The sequence below is a fragment of the Scandinavium sp. M-37 genome (assembly GCF_043558715.1).
Lineage (GTDB): Bacteria > Pseudomonadota > Gammaproteobacteria > Enterobacterales > Enterobacteriaceae > Scandinavium > Scandinavium vulneris_A.
Genome location: NZ_JBIGIN010000010.1, coordinates 51,776 through 66,673, shown reverse-complemented (window position 1 = coordinate 66,673; position 14,898 = coordinate 51,776). Strand labels below are relative to the sequence as shown.

Genomic DNA, 14,898 nt, shown 5'->3' with positions numbered 1-14,898 from the left:
TATGGCGCTGAAATGGACCGACAGCCGTGAAATCGGCGAAGCCTTGTACGACGCGTACCCGGACACCGATCCGAAGACCGTCCGCTTCACAGATATGCACCAGTGGATTTGCGCTCTGGAAGATTTTGAGGATGATCCCAACGCATCCAATGAAAAAATTCTCGAGGCGATTCTGTTAGTCTGGTTAGACGAAGCAGAATAATTTTCGCTAAATGATCATCAGGGCTGCCTCTTGGCGGCCCGTTTGCTCAATAAGGATAAGACCTATGACCGAAGCGATGAAGATTACGCTGTCGACCCAGCCTGCCGATGCGCGCTGGGGCGAGAAAGCCACGTATAGCATTAACACCGACGGCATTACCCTGCACCTGAACGGCAAAGACGATCTGGGCCTGATCCAGCGTGCAGCGCGCAAAATCGACGGCATGGGCATCAAACATGTCGCGCTGGCGGGCGAAGGCTGGGATACCGATCGCAGCTGGTCCTTCTGGGCCGGTTACAAAGGGCCGAAAGGCAGCCGTAACGTGGAATGGGCGGCGCTGGACGACGCGCAGAAGAGCGAGCTGGAAAACCGTCTGGCGATCGTCGACTGGGTTCGCGACACCATCAACGCCTCCGCCGAAGAGTTAGGCCCGGAACAGCTTGCCGCCCGCGCGGTGGACCTGCTGTGCCGCTTTGGCTGTGACAACGTTCGCTACCGCATCACCAAGGGCGAAGATCTGCGCGAGCAGGGCTACATGGGGATCCACACCGTAGGCCGTGGTTCTGAACGTCCGCCGGTGCTGCTGGCGCTGGACTACAACCCGACCGGGGACGATAACGCGCCGGTGTACGCGTGCCTGGTGGGCAAAGGCATCACCTTTGATTCCGGCGGCTACAGCATCAAGCAGAGTGCGTTCATGGATTCCATGAAGTCCGACATGGGCGGCGCGGCGCTGGTCACCGGGGCACTGGCGTTTGCTATCACCCGTGGCCTGAACAAGCGCGTGAAGCTGTACCTGTGCTGTGCAGACAACATGGTCAGCGGCAACGCCTTCAAACTGGGCGACATCATCCGCTACCGCAACGGCAAAAACGTTGAAGTGATGAACACCGACGCCGAAGGCCGTTTGGTCCTGGCCGATGGCCTGATTGACGCCTGTGCGCAGAAACCGGAACTGATCATTGATGCCGCCACCCTGACCGGTGCGGCGAAAACCGCGCTGGGTAACGACTATCATGCGCTGTTCAGCTTCGACGACAAACTGGCTGCGCGCCTGATGGCCAGCGCGGCGGCGGAAAACGAGCCGTTCTGGCGTCTGCCGCTGGCGGAGTTCCACCGCAATCAGCTGCCGTCTAATTTTGCTGAACTGAACAACACCGCCAGCGCCGCTTATCCGGCAGGCGCCAGCACGGCGGCAGGCTTCCTGTCTCACTTTGTGGAAAACTACCATGAAGGTTGGCTGCATATTGACTGCTCCGCGACCTACCGTAAATCGGCGGTAGAGCAGTGGGCCGCAGGTGCAACCGGTCTTGGCGTGCGCACTATTGCGAATCTGTTGACCGCTGAGTAATCGTCTTGCCGGGCGGCGCGGCGCTTGCATGGGCCTACGGATTTGTAGGCCGGGTAAGCGCCGCGCCACCCGATATTTTTGTGAAGTAGCGAGCTTATGTCCGAAACCAAAAACGAATTAGAAACTTTACTGGAACAGGCGGCGACCGAGCCCGCTCACCGTCCGGCTTTCTTCCGCGCACTGCTTGAGTCCACGGTCTGGGTGCCAGGCACGGCGGCGGAAGGCGAGCAGGTGGTGGAAGACAGTGCCCTGGATTTACAGCACTGGGAAAAAGACGACGGCACCTCGGTCGTCCCGTTCTTCACCTCGCTTACGGCATTACAGCAGGCGGTTGAAGACGAGCAGGCTTTTGTGGTGATGCCGGTGCGTACGCTGTTTGAAATGACCCTCGGCGAGACGCTGTTCCTCAATGCCAAACTGCCGACCGGGAAAGAGTTCACCCCGCGTGAAATTAGCCATCTGATTGGCGAAGAAGGCAACCCGCTGAGCAGCCAGACGGTGCTGGAAGGCGGCGCATCGCTGCTGCTGTCCGAAGTGACCGAGCCGCCGGCGCAAATGGTGGATTCCCTGACCACGCTGTTCAAATCGCTCAAGACCGTCAAACGTGCGTTTCTGTGCTCGATTAAAGAACATGCCGACGAGCAGCCGAACCTGCTGATTGGTATTGAAGCGGAAGGCGATATCGAGGAGGTTATCCAGGCTGCGGGCAGTGTGGCAACGGATACGCTACCGGGCGATGAGCCGATTGATATTTGTCAGGTGGTCGAAGGCGAGAAGGGCATCAGCCACTTCATGCTGGCGCACATCACGCCGTTCTACGAAAAGCGCTGGGGCAGCTTCCTGCGCGACTTTAAGCAGAATCGGATTATCTGATTCACGCGGGGTGAGCCCTCACCCCGTTGCTTCCAGCAATAACAAATCCATCAGTAACACCAGATTCGACTCAAACGACGTCACGCCTGCGGCTTCGGCAGCGTAATGCACCGCCTCGTCATACAGGGCAAAATGCAGGTCAGCCATGCTCGCCAGGGAATTGGCCGATGCACGGGTAAAAGCCACCACCGTCATGCCGATGTTTTGGGCGATCTTCGCTTTATCCAACACCTGTTCCGTTTCACCGCTGCGTGAAACCGCAATAAAAACCTGATAACGCGCGGCATTGCTCAGGAAGATATTCCGGCTATCGCCTGGCCCTGAAATAAATGCCGTCTTACCTAACACCTGTAATTTCTTGGTCAGGTACTCGGCGAACAGATATGAGAATCCGGCCCCGTAGAGAAAAAAGCTCTCTTTCTGGCGCAACAGGGCGGAAAACTGCTGGCGTTTCTCTTCCGTCACCCACTGAAAAGTCTGCTGATAATTGGCGATAAATTGATTAAACAGGGCAGGCAGCTGCGGCAAACTCTCGGCCTGGGGCGCAATGTGCGGCGTGTCTGAGAGCAACTGCTTACAGTGCCAGATAAACTCGCTAAAGCCGCTGAACCCCAGTTTCTGACACAGACGCATAATGGTCGCGGTGGAGACAAACGTCGCCTGTGCCAGCTCGCGCACCGTGATGTTGCCCACCAGCAGCGGGTGCTCGGTGAGATGAGCCAACACGCGGTATTCCGCGCGGGTCATGGATGCCCCGCGCGTTAACAGCGTTGCCAGACGGTTATCCATTATTGGGCGGGTTCAACCGGCAGGTCGTCCCGGGCACCCCATTCGCTCCAGGCTCCGTCATACAGCGTCACGTCGCTGACGCCCAGGGTGGCAAGGGCCAGAATCACCACGCACGCCGTCACGCCGGAACCGCAGCTGGCGATAATCGGCTGGTGTAAATCCACGCCCTGACGTTCGAAAATAGCCCGCAGCTCGTCGGTTGTCTTCAGCTCACCTTCAAAGACTAAATCGCCCCATGGCACGTTGTACGCGCCAGGAATATGACCGCGTTTCAGGCCCGGGCGCGGTTCGTCAGCCTTGGCGTTAAAACGGGGCGCCGGTCGGGCATCAACAATTTGCGCGGTCTTCTCATGACTGACCAGCAGCACGTCGGTCAGACGTTTTACCGCGCTGGCATCAAATGTGGCCTCAAATTCACCTTCCGGGAGCGAGACATCACCCTGCTGCAACGGCAATTCATCACGCTGCCAGACCGCGAGACCGCCCGCCAGAATCGAGACGTTCTCTACGCCGAATTTTTTCAGCATCCACCAGGCGCGCGGGGCGGAAAAGAGGTTGCCTTCATCATAGACAACCAGATGTTTATCACGGCTCACGCCAAGCTCACGCATCGCCACGGCAAATGCTTCCGGACGCGGCAGCATGTGCGGCAGGGGAGAGGTATGATCGGAGAGGGCTTCAATATCGAAAAATACCGCCCCCGGCAGGTGCCCGGCGCGGTATTCAGCGGCAACATCACGATGCTCCTGGCCCGGTGGGGCCATACGTGCATCGAGGACCAGGACGTTCGGATCGTCGCTATGTTCAATCAGCCAGTCGGCTGCGACAAAATATGAGGTGGACATGTTTGCCTCCATCTTTACCCGTCATACTTCAACTTGCATGAGCGTTGGCTACGCCTGCTCACCCCAGTCACTTACCTGAGTAAGCTCCTGGCGATTCTCAGACTTGCCGCCTTCCTGCAACTCGAATTATTTAGGGTATTTATCCAGAAAAGCGGATTGTCGGTGTTTTTTCTGACACCGACAAGCAAACCCCGTTCAACTCGCGAGCAACGCCCTATTTTTTTATCACTTCGCCATCCTGCCAGGCTTTTTGCAATGCGGGCCAGTAATCACGGTTAGCTTCAATCATCTCGTCGAGGATAGCCTTAGCGTGTTCCATGGTCGGCACGGTACGGTTCAGCGTAAAGGCCTGCAGGGCCTTTTCATAGTTCCCCTCAATGGTGGCCTCCACCAGCAGTTGCTCGGAGGCGAGCTGCTGTTGCAGCAGCGTCTGATGGAACAGCGGCACCTGGCCGACCCGCACCGGTTCTGGCCCTTCCGACGTGATATAGGCCGGCACTTCCACCACCGCATCGTAAGGCAGGTTGACGATCGCCCCGCGGTTTTCAACCATCACCAGATGGCGTTGTCGCAGGTTGAAGGCCAGCGACCGGGCCACATCGACAATAAACTCGCCGTGCACGCCAACGTGGAAAGCGTCAGACAAAATGCCGGTGCGCTTATACTCTTCTGCGGCGGCGAACAGTTTTTTCTCCCGCCCGTTCATCACTTCGTTGGCGCGGGTATAGTCCGGGTTCTGGTGCGCAACAATTTGGTTAGGCATCAGGTAGTACTGCAGATACGGGTTCGGCAGATACTCCGGGAAGTTATCCATAATCGGCTTGATATTGCGCCAGGTTTTCACCCATGACGGATCGGAGTGCTGCGGATCGGTTTTGGCCGCATCTTCGGTCAGTAAACCGTATTTCGCGATATGGCGACGCAGCTCCGGCAGTTTATCTTCACCGTCGACGAGGACACGGGTAAACCAGCCAAAGTGATTCAGCCCAAAATAGTCCACTTCAAGTTTGTGACGATCGACCCCGAGGATGGCGCCCATATTGCGCATCGCGGCGACCGGCATATCGCAAATGTTCAGCACCCGTGCGTTAGGGCGCAGGCGACGTACACCTTCGGCGACGATCGCGGCCGGGTTGGAGTAGTTAACGATCCACGCTTTCGCGTGAGCATAGCTGTCCACCAGATCGATGAGCTCCACCATCGGCAGGATCGTGCGCAGTCCGTATGCCAGCCCGCCTGGGCCGCAGGTCTCTTGCCCGACCACGCCATGCCGCAGGGGGATCTTCTCGTCCAGCTCGCGCATTTTGTACTGACCCACGCGCATTTGGGCGAACACAAAATGCGCTCCGCTAAAGGCCACTTCCGGATCGCTGGTGACGGTGAACTTGATGTCCTGGCTGTGATCGCGGATGACCTTCTCGACCACCGGGGCGATGGTGTTCTGCCGGGGGGCGTCAATGTCGTACAGGCGAATTTCCGCGAGGGGGAAATCCTGCAAACGCACCATCAGGCTTTTGACAATCCCGGGGGTGTAAGTGCTGCCGCCACCGGCAATCGAGAGAATAAAGGGGGGTTTAAACATTTTTAGCTCCTTCAGAGAAACGTCTCAACGGCTTCTCGCATTTTTTTGACGTGCAGCCCGTAGACCACCTGAACGTTGTTGCCTTGTTTGATAACGGCTTTGGCTCCCGTCGCGTTAAGCCGCGGTTCATCGATGATATCGACGTCCTTCACCGTGACCCGCAGGCGGGTGTAGCAGTTATCCACCACTTCAATATTTTCTCGCCCGCCGAGGCCTGCCACGATGGATGCGCCGAGTCCGTCGTTGTTGCCCTTGGCCTGATACTCCTGCTTGCTGTACAGACGCGTCTCCTCATCGGCATCCTCGCGACCGGGCGTTTTCATGTTGAAATGCAGGATCAAGAAGCGGAACACGACGAAGTAGAGCGCGAACATAATGGCGCCGACCACGATGTACATCGGCCAGTTGGATTTTTCAGTACCCAGCGGCAGGTTGTAGAGGATGAAATCGATAATGCCGTTAGCACCAATGGCGTGAACACCCAGCAGGGAGAACAGCATCATGCCGATCCCGGTGAGCACCGCATGGACCACAAACAGCAGCGGGGCGACAAACAGGAAGGAGAATTCGATGGGCTCGGTGACGCCGACCAGCAGGGAGGTCAACGCCGCCGGGATCAGAATGGCTTTTGCCGCGGCCTTGCGTTCGGGTTTGGCGGTCATGTACATCGCCAGTGCCGCCGCAGGCAGACCAAACATCTTACTGATACCCCGCGCATCCCAGACCACGGTGCTGCTTAACTGTTTCACCTCTGGACAGGCCATTTCCGCGAAATAGATATTCCGTGCGCCCTGATACAGCGTGCCGCAGACCTCCTGCGTACCACCCAACTCGGTATACAGGAACGGGGTGTAGACCAGATGATGCAGCCCGGTGGGCACCAGAATGCGCTCGAGGAAACCATAAATCATTACCCCTACCGCGCCGGAACCTTTAATCGCCAGCGCCAGGGCACTGATACTATGCTGTGCGAATGGCCACAGCTCGCTCATCAGCACCCCGAGGATCATCGACACTGGCAACATGATGATGGCGACAAAACAGTGGCCGGAATAGATAGCCATCGCTCCGTTAAACTGCACGCCGGAATATTTGTTGTACAGATAGCCGGAGAGCGCCCCGGTCAGGATCCCGGCGAAGACGCCCATCTCCAGCACCTGCACGCCTAATACCATGCTTTGTCCGGCGGCTTTCATCTGATCTGCGGGGGCGAGTTCACCCTGAAGCTGAAGGGTGACGTTCATGGCATTGATAAACACCACGAAGGTCACCAGACCAATCAGGGCCGCGTAGCCTTTATCACGTGCCGCCAGCCCGACTGGGATCCCGACGGCGAACACCAGCGCCAGATTGACCAATACCGATACGGCTGATTTCGCAATCAGCTGACCGAGGTTCTGAATCAGCGGGTTTCCCAGAAAGGGCAGATATTCGGCAAGGTTGCCGTTACCCAGGACGTTACCAAAAGCAATAAAAAGACCGACTATCGGTAAGATAAGCACCGGTCCATATAATGACTTTCCGAAGTTTTGTAGGGCATTCACGGCTCGTTTCATGACGTTCTCTCTTTATTGAACCGCGCACTCAGGGTGCGTTTCAGGCTTAAAGCTAGCAGGCTTAAGGCCAGTACATCCAGATATCTTATTGTTTTAAAAACAAATGACGCCAAAGGTAACATGTAACCTTTGGCGTTGTGATCGGGGTATCAGTGGGGAAGTGTGGGTTGTCCTGACGTCGTCTAAAACGTAGAAGGCTGCGCAAATCAGAATTTATATGCTGTTGGTAAAACACCAGATTAAGCATAATACTGTGTTGACGAAAATTTGAGGCTTTCTGGGCCAGGGGTTAATGGATGAAACCGTATCGTTTGGCAGCGCTGTCACTGGCGTTGCTCACCGCTTTTTCGCTGGTTGGTTGCGATAATGATGACAAGCCGCAGGCCGCAAAACCCGCCGCGTCCGCCAGCGAAACGCAGGCTAAACCTGCACCGACTGCGCCAGACGCGGCCACGCTCGATAAACTGGCGGCGCAAAGCAAAGGCAAACCGCTGGCCCTGATCGATGCCTCCGAAGTCCAGCTTGATGGCGCCGCGACGCTGGTGCTGACTTTCTCCATTCCGCTTAATCCCTCACAGGATTTTTCCGGCCGCGTGCATCTGGTCGATAAGAAAAGTGGCAAGGTTGACGGGGCCTGGGAACTGGCGCCGAACCTAAAAGAACTGCGCATGCGCCACCTCGAGCCCAAGCGTAATCTGGTCTTAACCATCGATCCTGATTTGCTCGCGGTCAATAAAGCCACCTTCGATAAAAACTACGAACAGGCTATCGCCACTCGCGATATCGCCCCTAGCGTGGGCTTTGCCAGCCGTGGCTCGCTGCTGCCGGGCAAAGTTGTTGCCGGTCTACCGGTGATGGCGCTTAACGTCAATAACGTTGACGTGAACTTCTTCCGCATCAAACCCGAATCACTGGCGTCGTTTGTCAGCCAGTGGGAATACCGCAGTTCGCTCAGCAACTGGGAATCCGATGAGCTGTTGAAAATGGCGGACCTGGTCTACACCGGGCGCTTCGATCTCAATCCTGAACGTAACACTCGTGAAAAGCTGCTGCTGCCGTTAAGCGATATTAAACCGCTGCAGCAGGCAGGCGTGTACGTGGCGGTGATGAATCAGGCGGGTCATTACACCTACAGCAATGCGGCGACGTTGTTCACCCTGAGCGATATTGGGGTCTCCGCGCACCGGTATCATAACCGTCTGGATGTGTTTACCCAGAGCCTGGAAAATGGCACGGCGCAGAGCGGAATTGACGTCCAGCTGCTGAATGACAAAGGGCAAACCCTGGCGCAGGCCAACAGCGATGCGAAAGGCCACGTAAGCCTGCAAACCGATAAAGAAGCGGCCCTGTTACTGGCGCGAAAAGACGGCCAGACTACGCTGCTCGACCTGAAGCTCCCGGCCCTGGATCTGGCGGAATTTGATATCGCCGGTGCGCCGGGCTACAGCAAGCAGTTCTTCATGTTTGGCCCACGTGACCTGTATCGTCCTGGCGAAACGGTGATTGTGAACGGCCTGCTGCGCGACAGCGACGGTAAGCCGCTGCCCGATCAGCCGGTGAAACTCGAAGTGGTTCAGCCTGACGGCCAGGTGGTTCGCACCGTTATGAGCAAGGCGGTCAACGGCCTGTATCAGTTCAACTGGGCGCTGGATGCCAGCGCGGCGACCGGAATGTGGCACGTGCGTGCCAGCGCGGGCGATAACCAGAAACGCGAATGGGATTTCCACGTCGAAGACTTCATGCCTGAGCGCATGGCCCTGAACCTGACGCCGGAAAAAGCCCCGGTATCCCCTGACGAAAACGTGAAGTTTGGCGTGTCCGGTTACTACCTGTATGGCGCACCCGCCAACGGCAATACCCTGCAGGGCAAACTGTTCCTGCGTCCGCTGCGTGACGCTGTGCCCGCGCTGCCGGGCTTTGAATTTGGCGATATCGCCGAGGACAATCTCTCCCGTACGCTGGACGAAGTACAGATCAAACTCGATGCACAAGGGCGTGGCAACGTCGATGTCGACAGCCAGTGGCAGGAGACCCATTCTCCGTTGCAGGTGATCCTGCAGGCGAGCCTGCTGGAATCCGGCGGTCGCCCGGTCACGCGCCGTGCGGAACAGGCGGTCTGGCCTGCCGACACGCTGCCGGGGATCCGTCCACAATTCACCCGTAAAGCGGTGTACGACTATCGGACCGACACCACCGTTAATCAACCGATGGTCGATGAAAACAGCACCGCCGGGTTCGATATCGTGTATGCCAATGCGCAGGGCGAGAAAAAGGCGGTCAGCGGTTTGCAGGTCAGGCTGGTCCGTGAACGTCGTGACTATTACTGGAACTGGTCAGACAGCGATGGCTGGTTGTCCCAGTTCGATCAAAAGGACCTGATTGAAGGCGAGCAGACGATAGACTTGAAAGCCGATGAAACCGGCAAGGTCAGCTTCCCGGTGGAGTGGGGTTCTTATCGCCTGGAAGTCAAAGCGCCGGATGAGACCGTGAGCAGTATGCGTTTCTGGGCCGGGTACAGCTGGCAGGATAACAGCGACGGTACGGGGGCCGCGCGTCCTGACCGCGTAACCATGAAGCTCGATAAACCGTCGTACAAACCAGGCGACACCATCAAGTTACACATTGCGGCCCCGGCGGCAGGCAAAGGTTATGCGATGGTTGAATCCAGTGAAGGCCCGCTGTGGTGGCAGGAAATTGACGTTCCGGCGCAAGGCATGGACTTGTCGATTCCGGTCGATCAGAAGTGGAACCGACACGACCTGTATCTCAGCACGCTGGTTATCCGTCCGGGCGACAAATCCAAATCCGCCACGCCGAAACGCGCGGTGGGTCTGCTGCATTTACCGCTCGGGGATGAAAATCGTCGTCTGAATATCGCGCTCGATGCGCCGCAGAAAATGCGCCCTAATCAGCCGCTCACGGTAAAAATCAAAGCCAGTGCCAAAGACGGCGCGTTGCCTAAACAGGTGAACGTACTGGTCTCCGCGGTGGACAGCGGGGTGCTGAACATTACCGATTACACCACGCCGGATCCGTGGAATGCCTTCTTCGGGCAGAAACGTTACGGCGCCGATATCTATGACATTTACGGTCAGGTGATTGAAGGCCAGGGGCGTCTGGCCAGTCTGCGTTTTGGTGGCGACGGCGATGAACTTAAACGCGGCGGTAAACCGCCGGTGAACCACGTCACTATCGTGGCACAACAGGCGCAGCCGGTGACGCTGGATGACAAAGGTGAAGGCACGGTCACCCTGCCGATTGGCGATTTCAACGGCGAACTGCGGGTGATGGCCCAGGCCTGGACCGCCGATGATTTTGGCAGCAGCGACAGTAAAGTGGTCGTTGCCGCGCCGCTGATTGCCGAGCTGAACACGCCGCGATTCCTGGCGGGCGGAGACAACAGCCGTCTGACGATGGATGTCACTAACCTGACCGATCAGCCGCAAACCTTAACCGTGAAGTTGACCGCCAACGGGCTGCTGCAACTGCAGGGCGCACAGCCAGAGCCGTTCAAACTCGCACCGGGGGCGCGCATGACGGTGTTTATTCCGGTTAGCGCACAGGATGGCTTTGGTGACGGAGCCGTGCAGGCTACCGTCAGCGGCCTGACGCTGCCGGGGGAAACCTTCACCCCGCTGCAAAAAGAGTGGAAAATTGGCGTCCGTCCGGCGTTCCCGGCGCAAACCGTGAATTCCGGGATTGCCTTGCAGCCTGGTGAAAGCTGGACGGCACCGGCTTCGCATTTGCAGGGCTTTATTCCGCAAACGCTGCAAAGCCAGCTGCTGTTTAGCGGCAAGCCGCCGCTGAATCTGGGCCGCTACATCCGCGAACTGAAAGCCTATCCGTACGGTTGCCTGGAGCAAACTGCCAGCGGCCTGTTCCCGCAGTTGTACACCAATGCCGAGCAGCTCAAAGCGTTGGGCATCAAGGGTGACAGCGATGAGCAGCGCCGTGCGGCGGTGGATATCGGTATCGCCCGACTGCTGCAAATGCAGCGCGACGATGGCGGATTCTCGCTGTGGGATAAAGAAGGTTCAGAAGAGTACTGGCTTACCGCTTACGTGATGGATTTCCTGACCCGCGCGAGCGAGCAGGGCTACAGCGTTTCGGCGGACGCGATCGCCAAAGGCAATAACCGCCTGCTGCGCTATTTGCAGGAGCCGGGTCTGATGACCATTCGTTACACCGATGACAGCCAGGCGAGCCGTTTTGCGGTGCAGTCTTATGCGGCATTGGTTCTGGCGCGTCAGCAGAAAGCGCCGCTGGGTGCCCTGCGCGAAATCTGGGAGCGTCATGCTCAGGCGAAAGCCGGTCTGCCGCTGCTTCAGCTCGGTCTGGCATTGAAGGCGATGGGCGATACCCCGCGCGGTAACGAGGCGATTGCGCTGGCGCAGACCACTCCGCGCAGTGATAAAAATCACTGGATGGCCGACTACGGCAGCCAGCTTCGCGATAACGCGCTGATGCTCAGCCTGCTGGAAGAGAACAAGCTGCTGCCGGACGCGCAAAATACGCTGCTCAATGCCCTGTCTCAGCAGGCATTCAGTGAGCGCTGGCTGTCCACACAGGAGATGAACGCCCTGTTCCTGGCGGCAAAAGGTTTGCAGGATTTACCGGGCAACTGGCAGGCGCAGACCTCGCTGCAAACGGAACCGCTGATCGCAGACAAAGCGCAGTCGCGGAATCTGACTGCCGACCAGCTGACGTCCCTGAACGTGACAAACACCGGCCCGCAGCCGCTGTGGCTGCGTCTGGACAGCAGCGGCTATCCGGAGTATGCGCCACAGCCAGCCAGCAATGTGCTGCGGATTGAACGTCAGTTCCTCGGCACTGACGGCCAGCTTAAATCCCTGTCGTCGCTGCGCAGTGGCGACCTGGTGCTGGTGCATCTGCAAATTAACGCCAGCCAGAACGTGCCGGATGCCTTAGTGGTTGACCTGCTGCCCGCGGGTCTGGAACTGGAAAACCAGAACCTGGCGAACAGCAGCGCCAGCCTGCAGGATAACGGGGCTGAGGTGCAGAACTTGCTCAACCAGATGCAGCAGGCGGATGTGCAGCACATTGAGTTCCGCGATGACCGCTTTGTTGCAGCGGTTGCGGTGAATGAAGGGCAGCCGGTGACGCTGGTGTATCTGGCGCGGGCCGTGACGCCGGGCTCCTACGCGGTGCCGGTGCCACAGGTGGAATCGATGTATGTTCCGCAGTGGCGTGCGACCGGGGCTGCCAGTGGGCCGCTGATTATCGTTCCGTAAGATGACATTTTCTGGTCTGAAAAAATCCCGCTGGCTGTGGCTGGCGGGATTTCTCGTTTTTATCTGGCTGGCGATCATTATTGCCGATCGTCTGTGGCCATTACCGCTCAATGAGGTTACGCCTGCCCGCGTGGTGGTTGCCGAAGATGGCACGCCGCTGTGGCGTTTTGCCGATGCCGAAGGGATCTGGCGTTATCCGGTGACCATTGAAGACGTTTCCCCGCGTTACCTGCAGGCGCTTATTCAGTATGAGGATCGCTGGTTCTGGGAGCATCCCGGCGTCAATCCACTGTCGGTGCTGCGCGCCGCATGGCAAGATCTTCGCGCCGGGAAAGTTATTTCGGGCGGCAGCACGCTCACCATGCAGGTGGCGCGGTTACTTGACCCACACTCGCGCACTTTTGGCGGGAAAGTACGCCAGCTCTGGCGGGCTCTTCAGCTGGAGTGGCATCTGGATAAACGCCAAATCTTGACGCTGTATCTCAATCGGGCCCCGTTCGGCGGGACGTTACAGGGGATTGGCGCGGCCAGCTGGGCTTATCTTGGCAAACCACCGAAGCAGCTCAGCTATTCCGAGGCTGCACTGCTGGCGGTTCTGCCTCAGGCCCCGAGCCGTCTGCGTCCGGACCGCTGGCCGGAGCGTGCGCAGGCCGCACGCGATAAAGTGCTGGCCCGGATGGTGACGCAGAACGTGTGGTCTGCGCAGGTGGTGAAAGAGGCACGCCAGGAACCGGTCTGGCTGTTCCCACGCCAGATGCCTCAACTGGCCCCGCTATTTTCCCGCCGCGCGCTGGCGCGAAGTCGCAGCGAAAAAGTGGTCACCACGCTTGACGCGTCCTTACAGCGTCAACTGGAAGAGATGGCGCTGAACTGGAAATCACGCCTGCCGCCGCGCAGTTCGCTGGCGATGGTTGTGGTCGATCACACCAACATGAAAGTCCGTGGCTGGGTGGGATCGGCAGATATCAGCGATGACAGCCGTTTTGGGCATGTCGATATGGTCAGCGCGGTACGATCGCCGGGATCGGTGCTGAAACCGTTTATATATGGTCTGGCGATGGACGACGGGCTGATTCACCCGGCATCATTGTTACAGGATGTGCCACGCCGTTTCAGCGACTATCGCCCAGGTAATTTTGACAGCGGTTTTCACGGCCCGGTAAGCATGAGCGATGCGTTGGTGCGTTCGCTAAATCTCCCGGCCGTTCAGGTGCTGGAAGCCTATGGGCCGAAACAGTTTGCCGCGCGGCTGCGAAATGCGGGACTGCCGCTGATTCTGCCTAACGGCGCGGAGCCCAATCTGTCACTGATCCTCGGCGGAGCAGGGGCGCGCCTGGCGGATATTACGGCTGCTTACAGCGCCTTTGCCCGGTACGGTCAGGCGGGACGACTGCGGATGCTCGCGGGGGACCCATTGATTGAGCGACCGCTGCTGTCGCCCGGCTCGGCGTGGATAATCCGACGCATTCTGGCGGGTGAGGATCAACCGCTGCCGGATGGATCGATGCCTGCGGTGGTGCCGCTGGCGTGGAAGACCGGCACCAGCTACGGCTATCGCGATGCATGGGCTATCGGCATCAACGCCCGATACGTGGTAGGGATCTGGACCGGGCGACCGGACGGCACGCCGGTGGTCGGTCAGTTCGGCTTTATCAGCGCGATCCCCCTGCTCAATCAGGTGAGTAATTTGCTGCTGTCGCGGGCAGCATCGGCGAAGAATGGTCTGCCTGCGGATCCGCGTCCGGCCTCGGTGAGTACAGGCTCTATCTGTTGGCCGGGCGGTCAGTCGCTGGCGGTGGGGGACAACAACTGCCGCCGCCGATTGTCGACCTGGCTGCTCGATAACAGCCAGCCGCCGACGCTGTTATTGCCCGGTCAGGATGGACTGCGGGGCATTCGTTTCCCGGTATGGCTGGATGCACAAGGCCAGCGGGTGGCCGCGGATTGTCCCGGTGCCAGGCAGACCACGCTCGATGTCTGGCCGCTACCGCTGGAGCCGTGGTTACCCCCGTCTGAACGGCGGGCTGCGCGATTACCTGTCGCCTCTAAAACCTGTCCACCGATGCATCAGCAGGATCTCATCCCGCTGACTTTATCCGGCGTGCGTGAGGGGGCAATCATCAAACGCCTGCCGGGTGAAAAACTGGCGGCGCTGGCGTTACAAACCCAGGGCGGAGAGGGGCGACGCTGGTGGTTTATTAATGGTGAGCCGACGGACAATACCGGGCCGAACGTGACGCTGTCGCTGGAAAATACCGGGGAGTATCAGCTGGTGGTGATGGATGAAGCGGGCCAGATAGCGGCAGCCAGTTTTACCCTGCAGTAGATGAATTTCAGCGAGTTACCCGGTTGTGTTGCTGATATTCGTCTTATTTTAACAAAATGTTACCTTCGTCCATATGCAGGGGCATTATTGCTCATTATAATGCGCGCCAGATCATACAGTCG

General features: G+C 58.3%; 9 protein-coding genes. 5 read left to right on the top strand and 4 right to left on the bottom strand.

Annotation, left to right across the window (positions count from 1 at the left end):
• Position 1: 1 nt before the first annotated feature.
• The 3 genes from iscX (at position 2) to sseB (ending at position 2,426) form a co-directional block, all read left to right on the top strand.
• On the top strand, positions 2–202 hold the full coding sequence (gene iscX, locus ACG0Z5_RS09580) for a Fe-S cluster assembly protein IscX (protein WP_110508915.1): 201 nt from the start codon (positions 2–4) through the stop codon (positions 200–202).
• Positions 203–266: 64 nt separating this feature from the next.
• Positions 267–1,553, top strand: coding sequence for an aminopeptidase PepB (gene pepB / locus ACG0Z5_RS09575; RefSeq protein WP_394446754.1), 1,287 nt, complete (start codon positions 267–269; stop codon positions 1,551–1,553).
• A 96-nt stretch (positions 1,554–1,649) separates the two neighbouring features.
• Positions 1,650–2,426, top strand: a complete 777-nt coding sequence (gene sseB, locus ACG0Z5_RS09570) for an enhanced serine sensitivity protein SseB (RefSeq protein WP_394446752.1) — start codon at positions 1,650–1,652, stop codon at positions 2,424–2,426.
• A gap of 18 nt (positions 2,427–2,444) precedes the next feature.
• Here the strand turns inward: sseB and ACG0Z5_RS09565 are convergent, their stop codons facing one another.
• The 4 genes from ACG0Z5_RS09565 to ACG0Z5_RS09550 form a co-directional block, all read right to left on the bottom strand.
• Positions 2,445–3,215, bottom strand: coding sequence for a MurR/RpiR family transcriptional regulator (locus tag ACG0Z5_RS09565; RefSeq protein ID WP_394446750.1), 771 nt, complete (start codon positions 3,213–3,215; stop codon positions 2,445–2,447).
• Positions 3,215–4,060, bottom strand: coding sequence for a 3-mercaptopyruvate sulfurtransferase (sseA, locus tag ACG0Z5_RS09560; RefSeq protein ID WP_394446748.1), 846 nt, complete (start codon positions 4,058–4,060; stop codon positions 3,215–3,217). Before sseA ends, ACG0Z5_RS09565 begins: the two co-directional genes overlap by 1 nt.
• A 214-nt stretch (positions 4,061–4,274) precedes the next feature.
• Positions 4,275–5,642: a 6-phospho-alpha-glucosidase gene (locus ACG0Z5_RS09555; RefSeq protein ID WP_394446746.1), complete on the bottom strand. Its 1,368-nt coding sequence runs from the start codon at positions 5,640–5,642 to the stop codon at positions 4,275–4,277.
• An 11-nt stretch (positions 5,643–5,653) separates the two neighbouring features.
• Entirely contained in the window at positions 5,654–7,198 is a 1,545-nt protein-coding gene (locus tag ACG0Z5_RS09550) for a PTS transporter subunit EIIC (RefSeq protein WP_394446744.1), read from the bottom strand.
• A gap of 296 nt (positions 7,199–7,494) precedes the next feature.
• Between ACG0Z5_RS09550 and ACG0Z5_RS09545 the strand changes: the two genes are divergently transcribed.
• On the top strand, positions 7,495–12,450 hold the full coding sequence (locus ACG0Z5_RS09545) for an alpha-2-macroglobulin family protein (protein WP_394446742.1): 4,956 nt from the start codon (positions 7,495–7,497) through the stop codon (positions 12,448–12,450).
• A gap of 1 nt (position 12,451) precedes the next feature.
• A complete protein-coding gene (gene pbpC, locus ACG0Z5_RS09540) occupies positions 12,452–14,776 on the top strand; it encodes a peptidoglycan glycosyltransferase PbpC (protein WP_394446740.1) in 2,325 nt (774 codons plus the stop codon).
• The last annotated feature ends 122 nt before the right edge of the window (positions 14,777–14,898 follow it).

Coding starts and splice junctions, on each gene's coding strand:
- iscX (WP_110508915.1), top strand. CDS start 2: ATGGCGCTGAAATGGACCGACAGCCGTGAAATCGGCGAAGCCTTGTAC.
- pepB (WP_394446754.1), top strand. CDS start 267: ATGACCGAAGCGATGAAGATTACGCTGTCGACCCAGCCTGCCGATGCG.
- sseB (WP_394446752.1), top strand. CDS start 1,650: ATGTCCGAAACCAAAAACGAATTAGAAACTTTACTGGAACAGGCGGCG.
- ACG0Z5_RS09565 (WP_394446750.1), bottom strand. CDS start 3,215: ATGGATAACCGTCTGGCAACGCTGTTAACGCGCGGGGCATCCATGACC.
- sseA (WP_394446748.1), bottom strand. CDS start 4,060: ATGTCCACCTCATATTTTGTCGCAGCCGACTGGCTGATTGAACATAGC.
- ACG0Z5_RS09555 (WP_394446746.1), bottom strand. CDS start 5,642: ATGTTTAAACCCCCCTTTATTCTCTCGATTGCCGGTGGCGGCAGCACT.
- ACG0Z5_RS09550 (WP_394446744.1), bottom strand. CDS start 7,198: ATGAAACGAGCCGTGAATGCCCTACAAAACTTCGGAAAGTCATTATAT.
- ACG0Z5_RS09545 (WP_394446742.1), top strand. CDS start 7,495: ATGAAACCGTATCGTTTGGCAGCGCTGTCACTGGCGTTGCTCACCGCT.
- pbpC (WP_394446740.1), top strand. CDS start 12,452: ATGACATTTTCTGGTCTGAAAAAATCCCGCTGGCTGTGGCTGGCGGGA.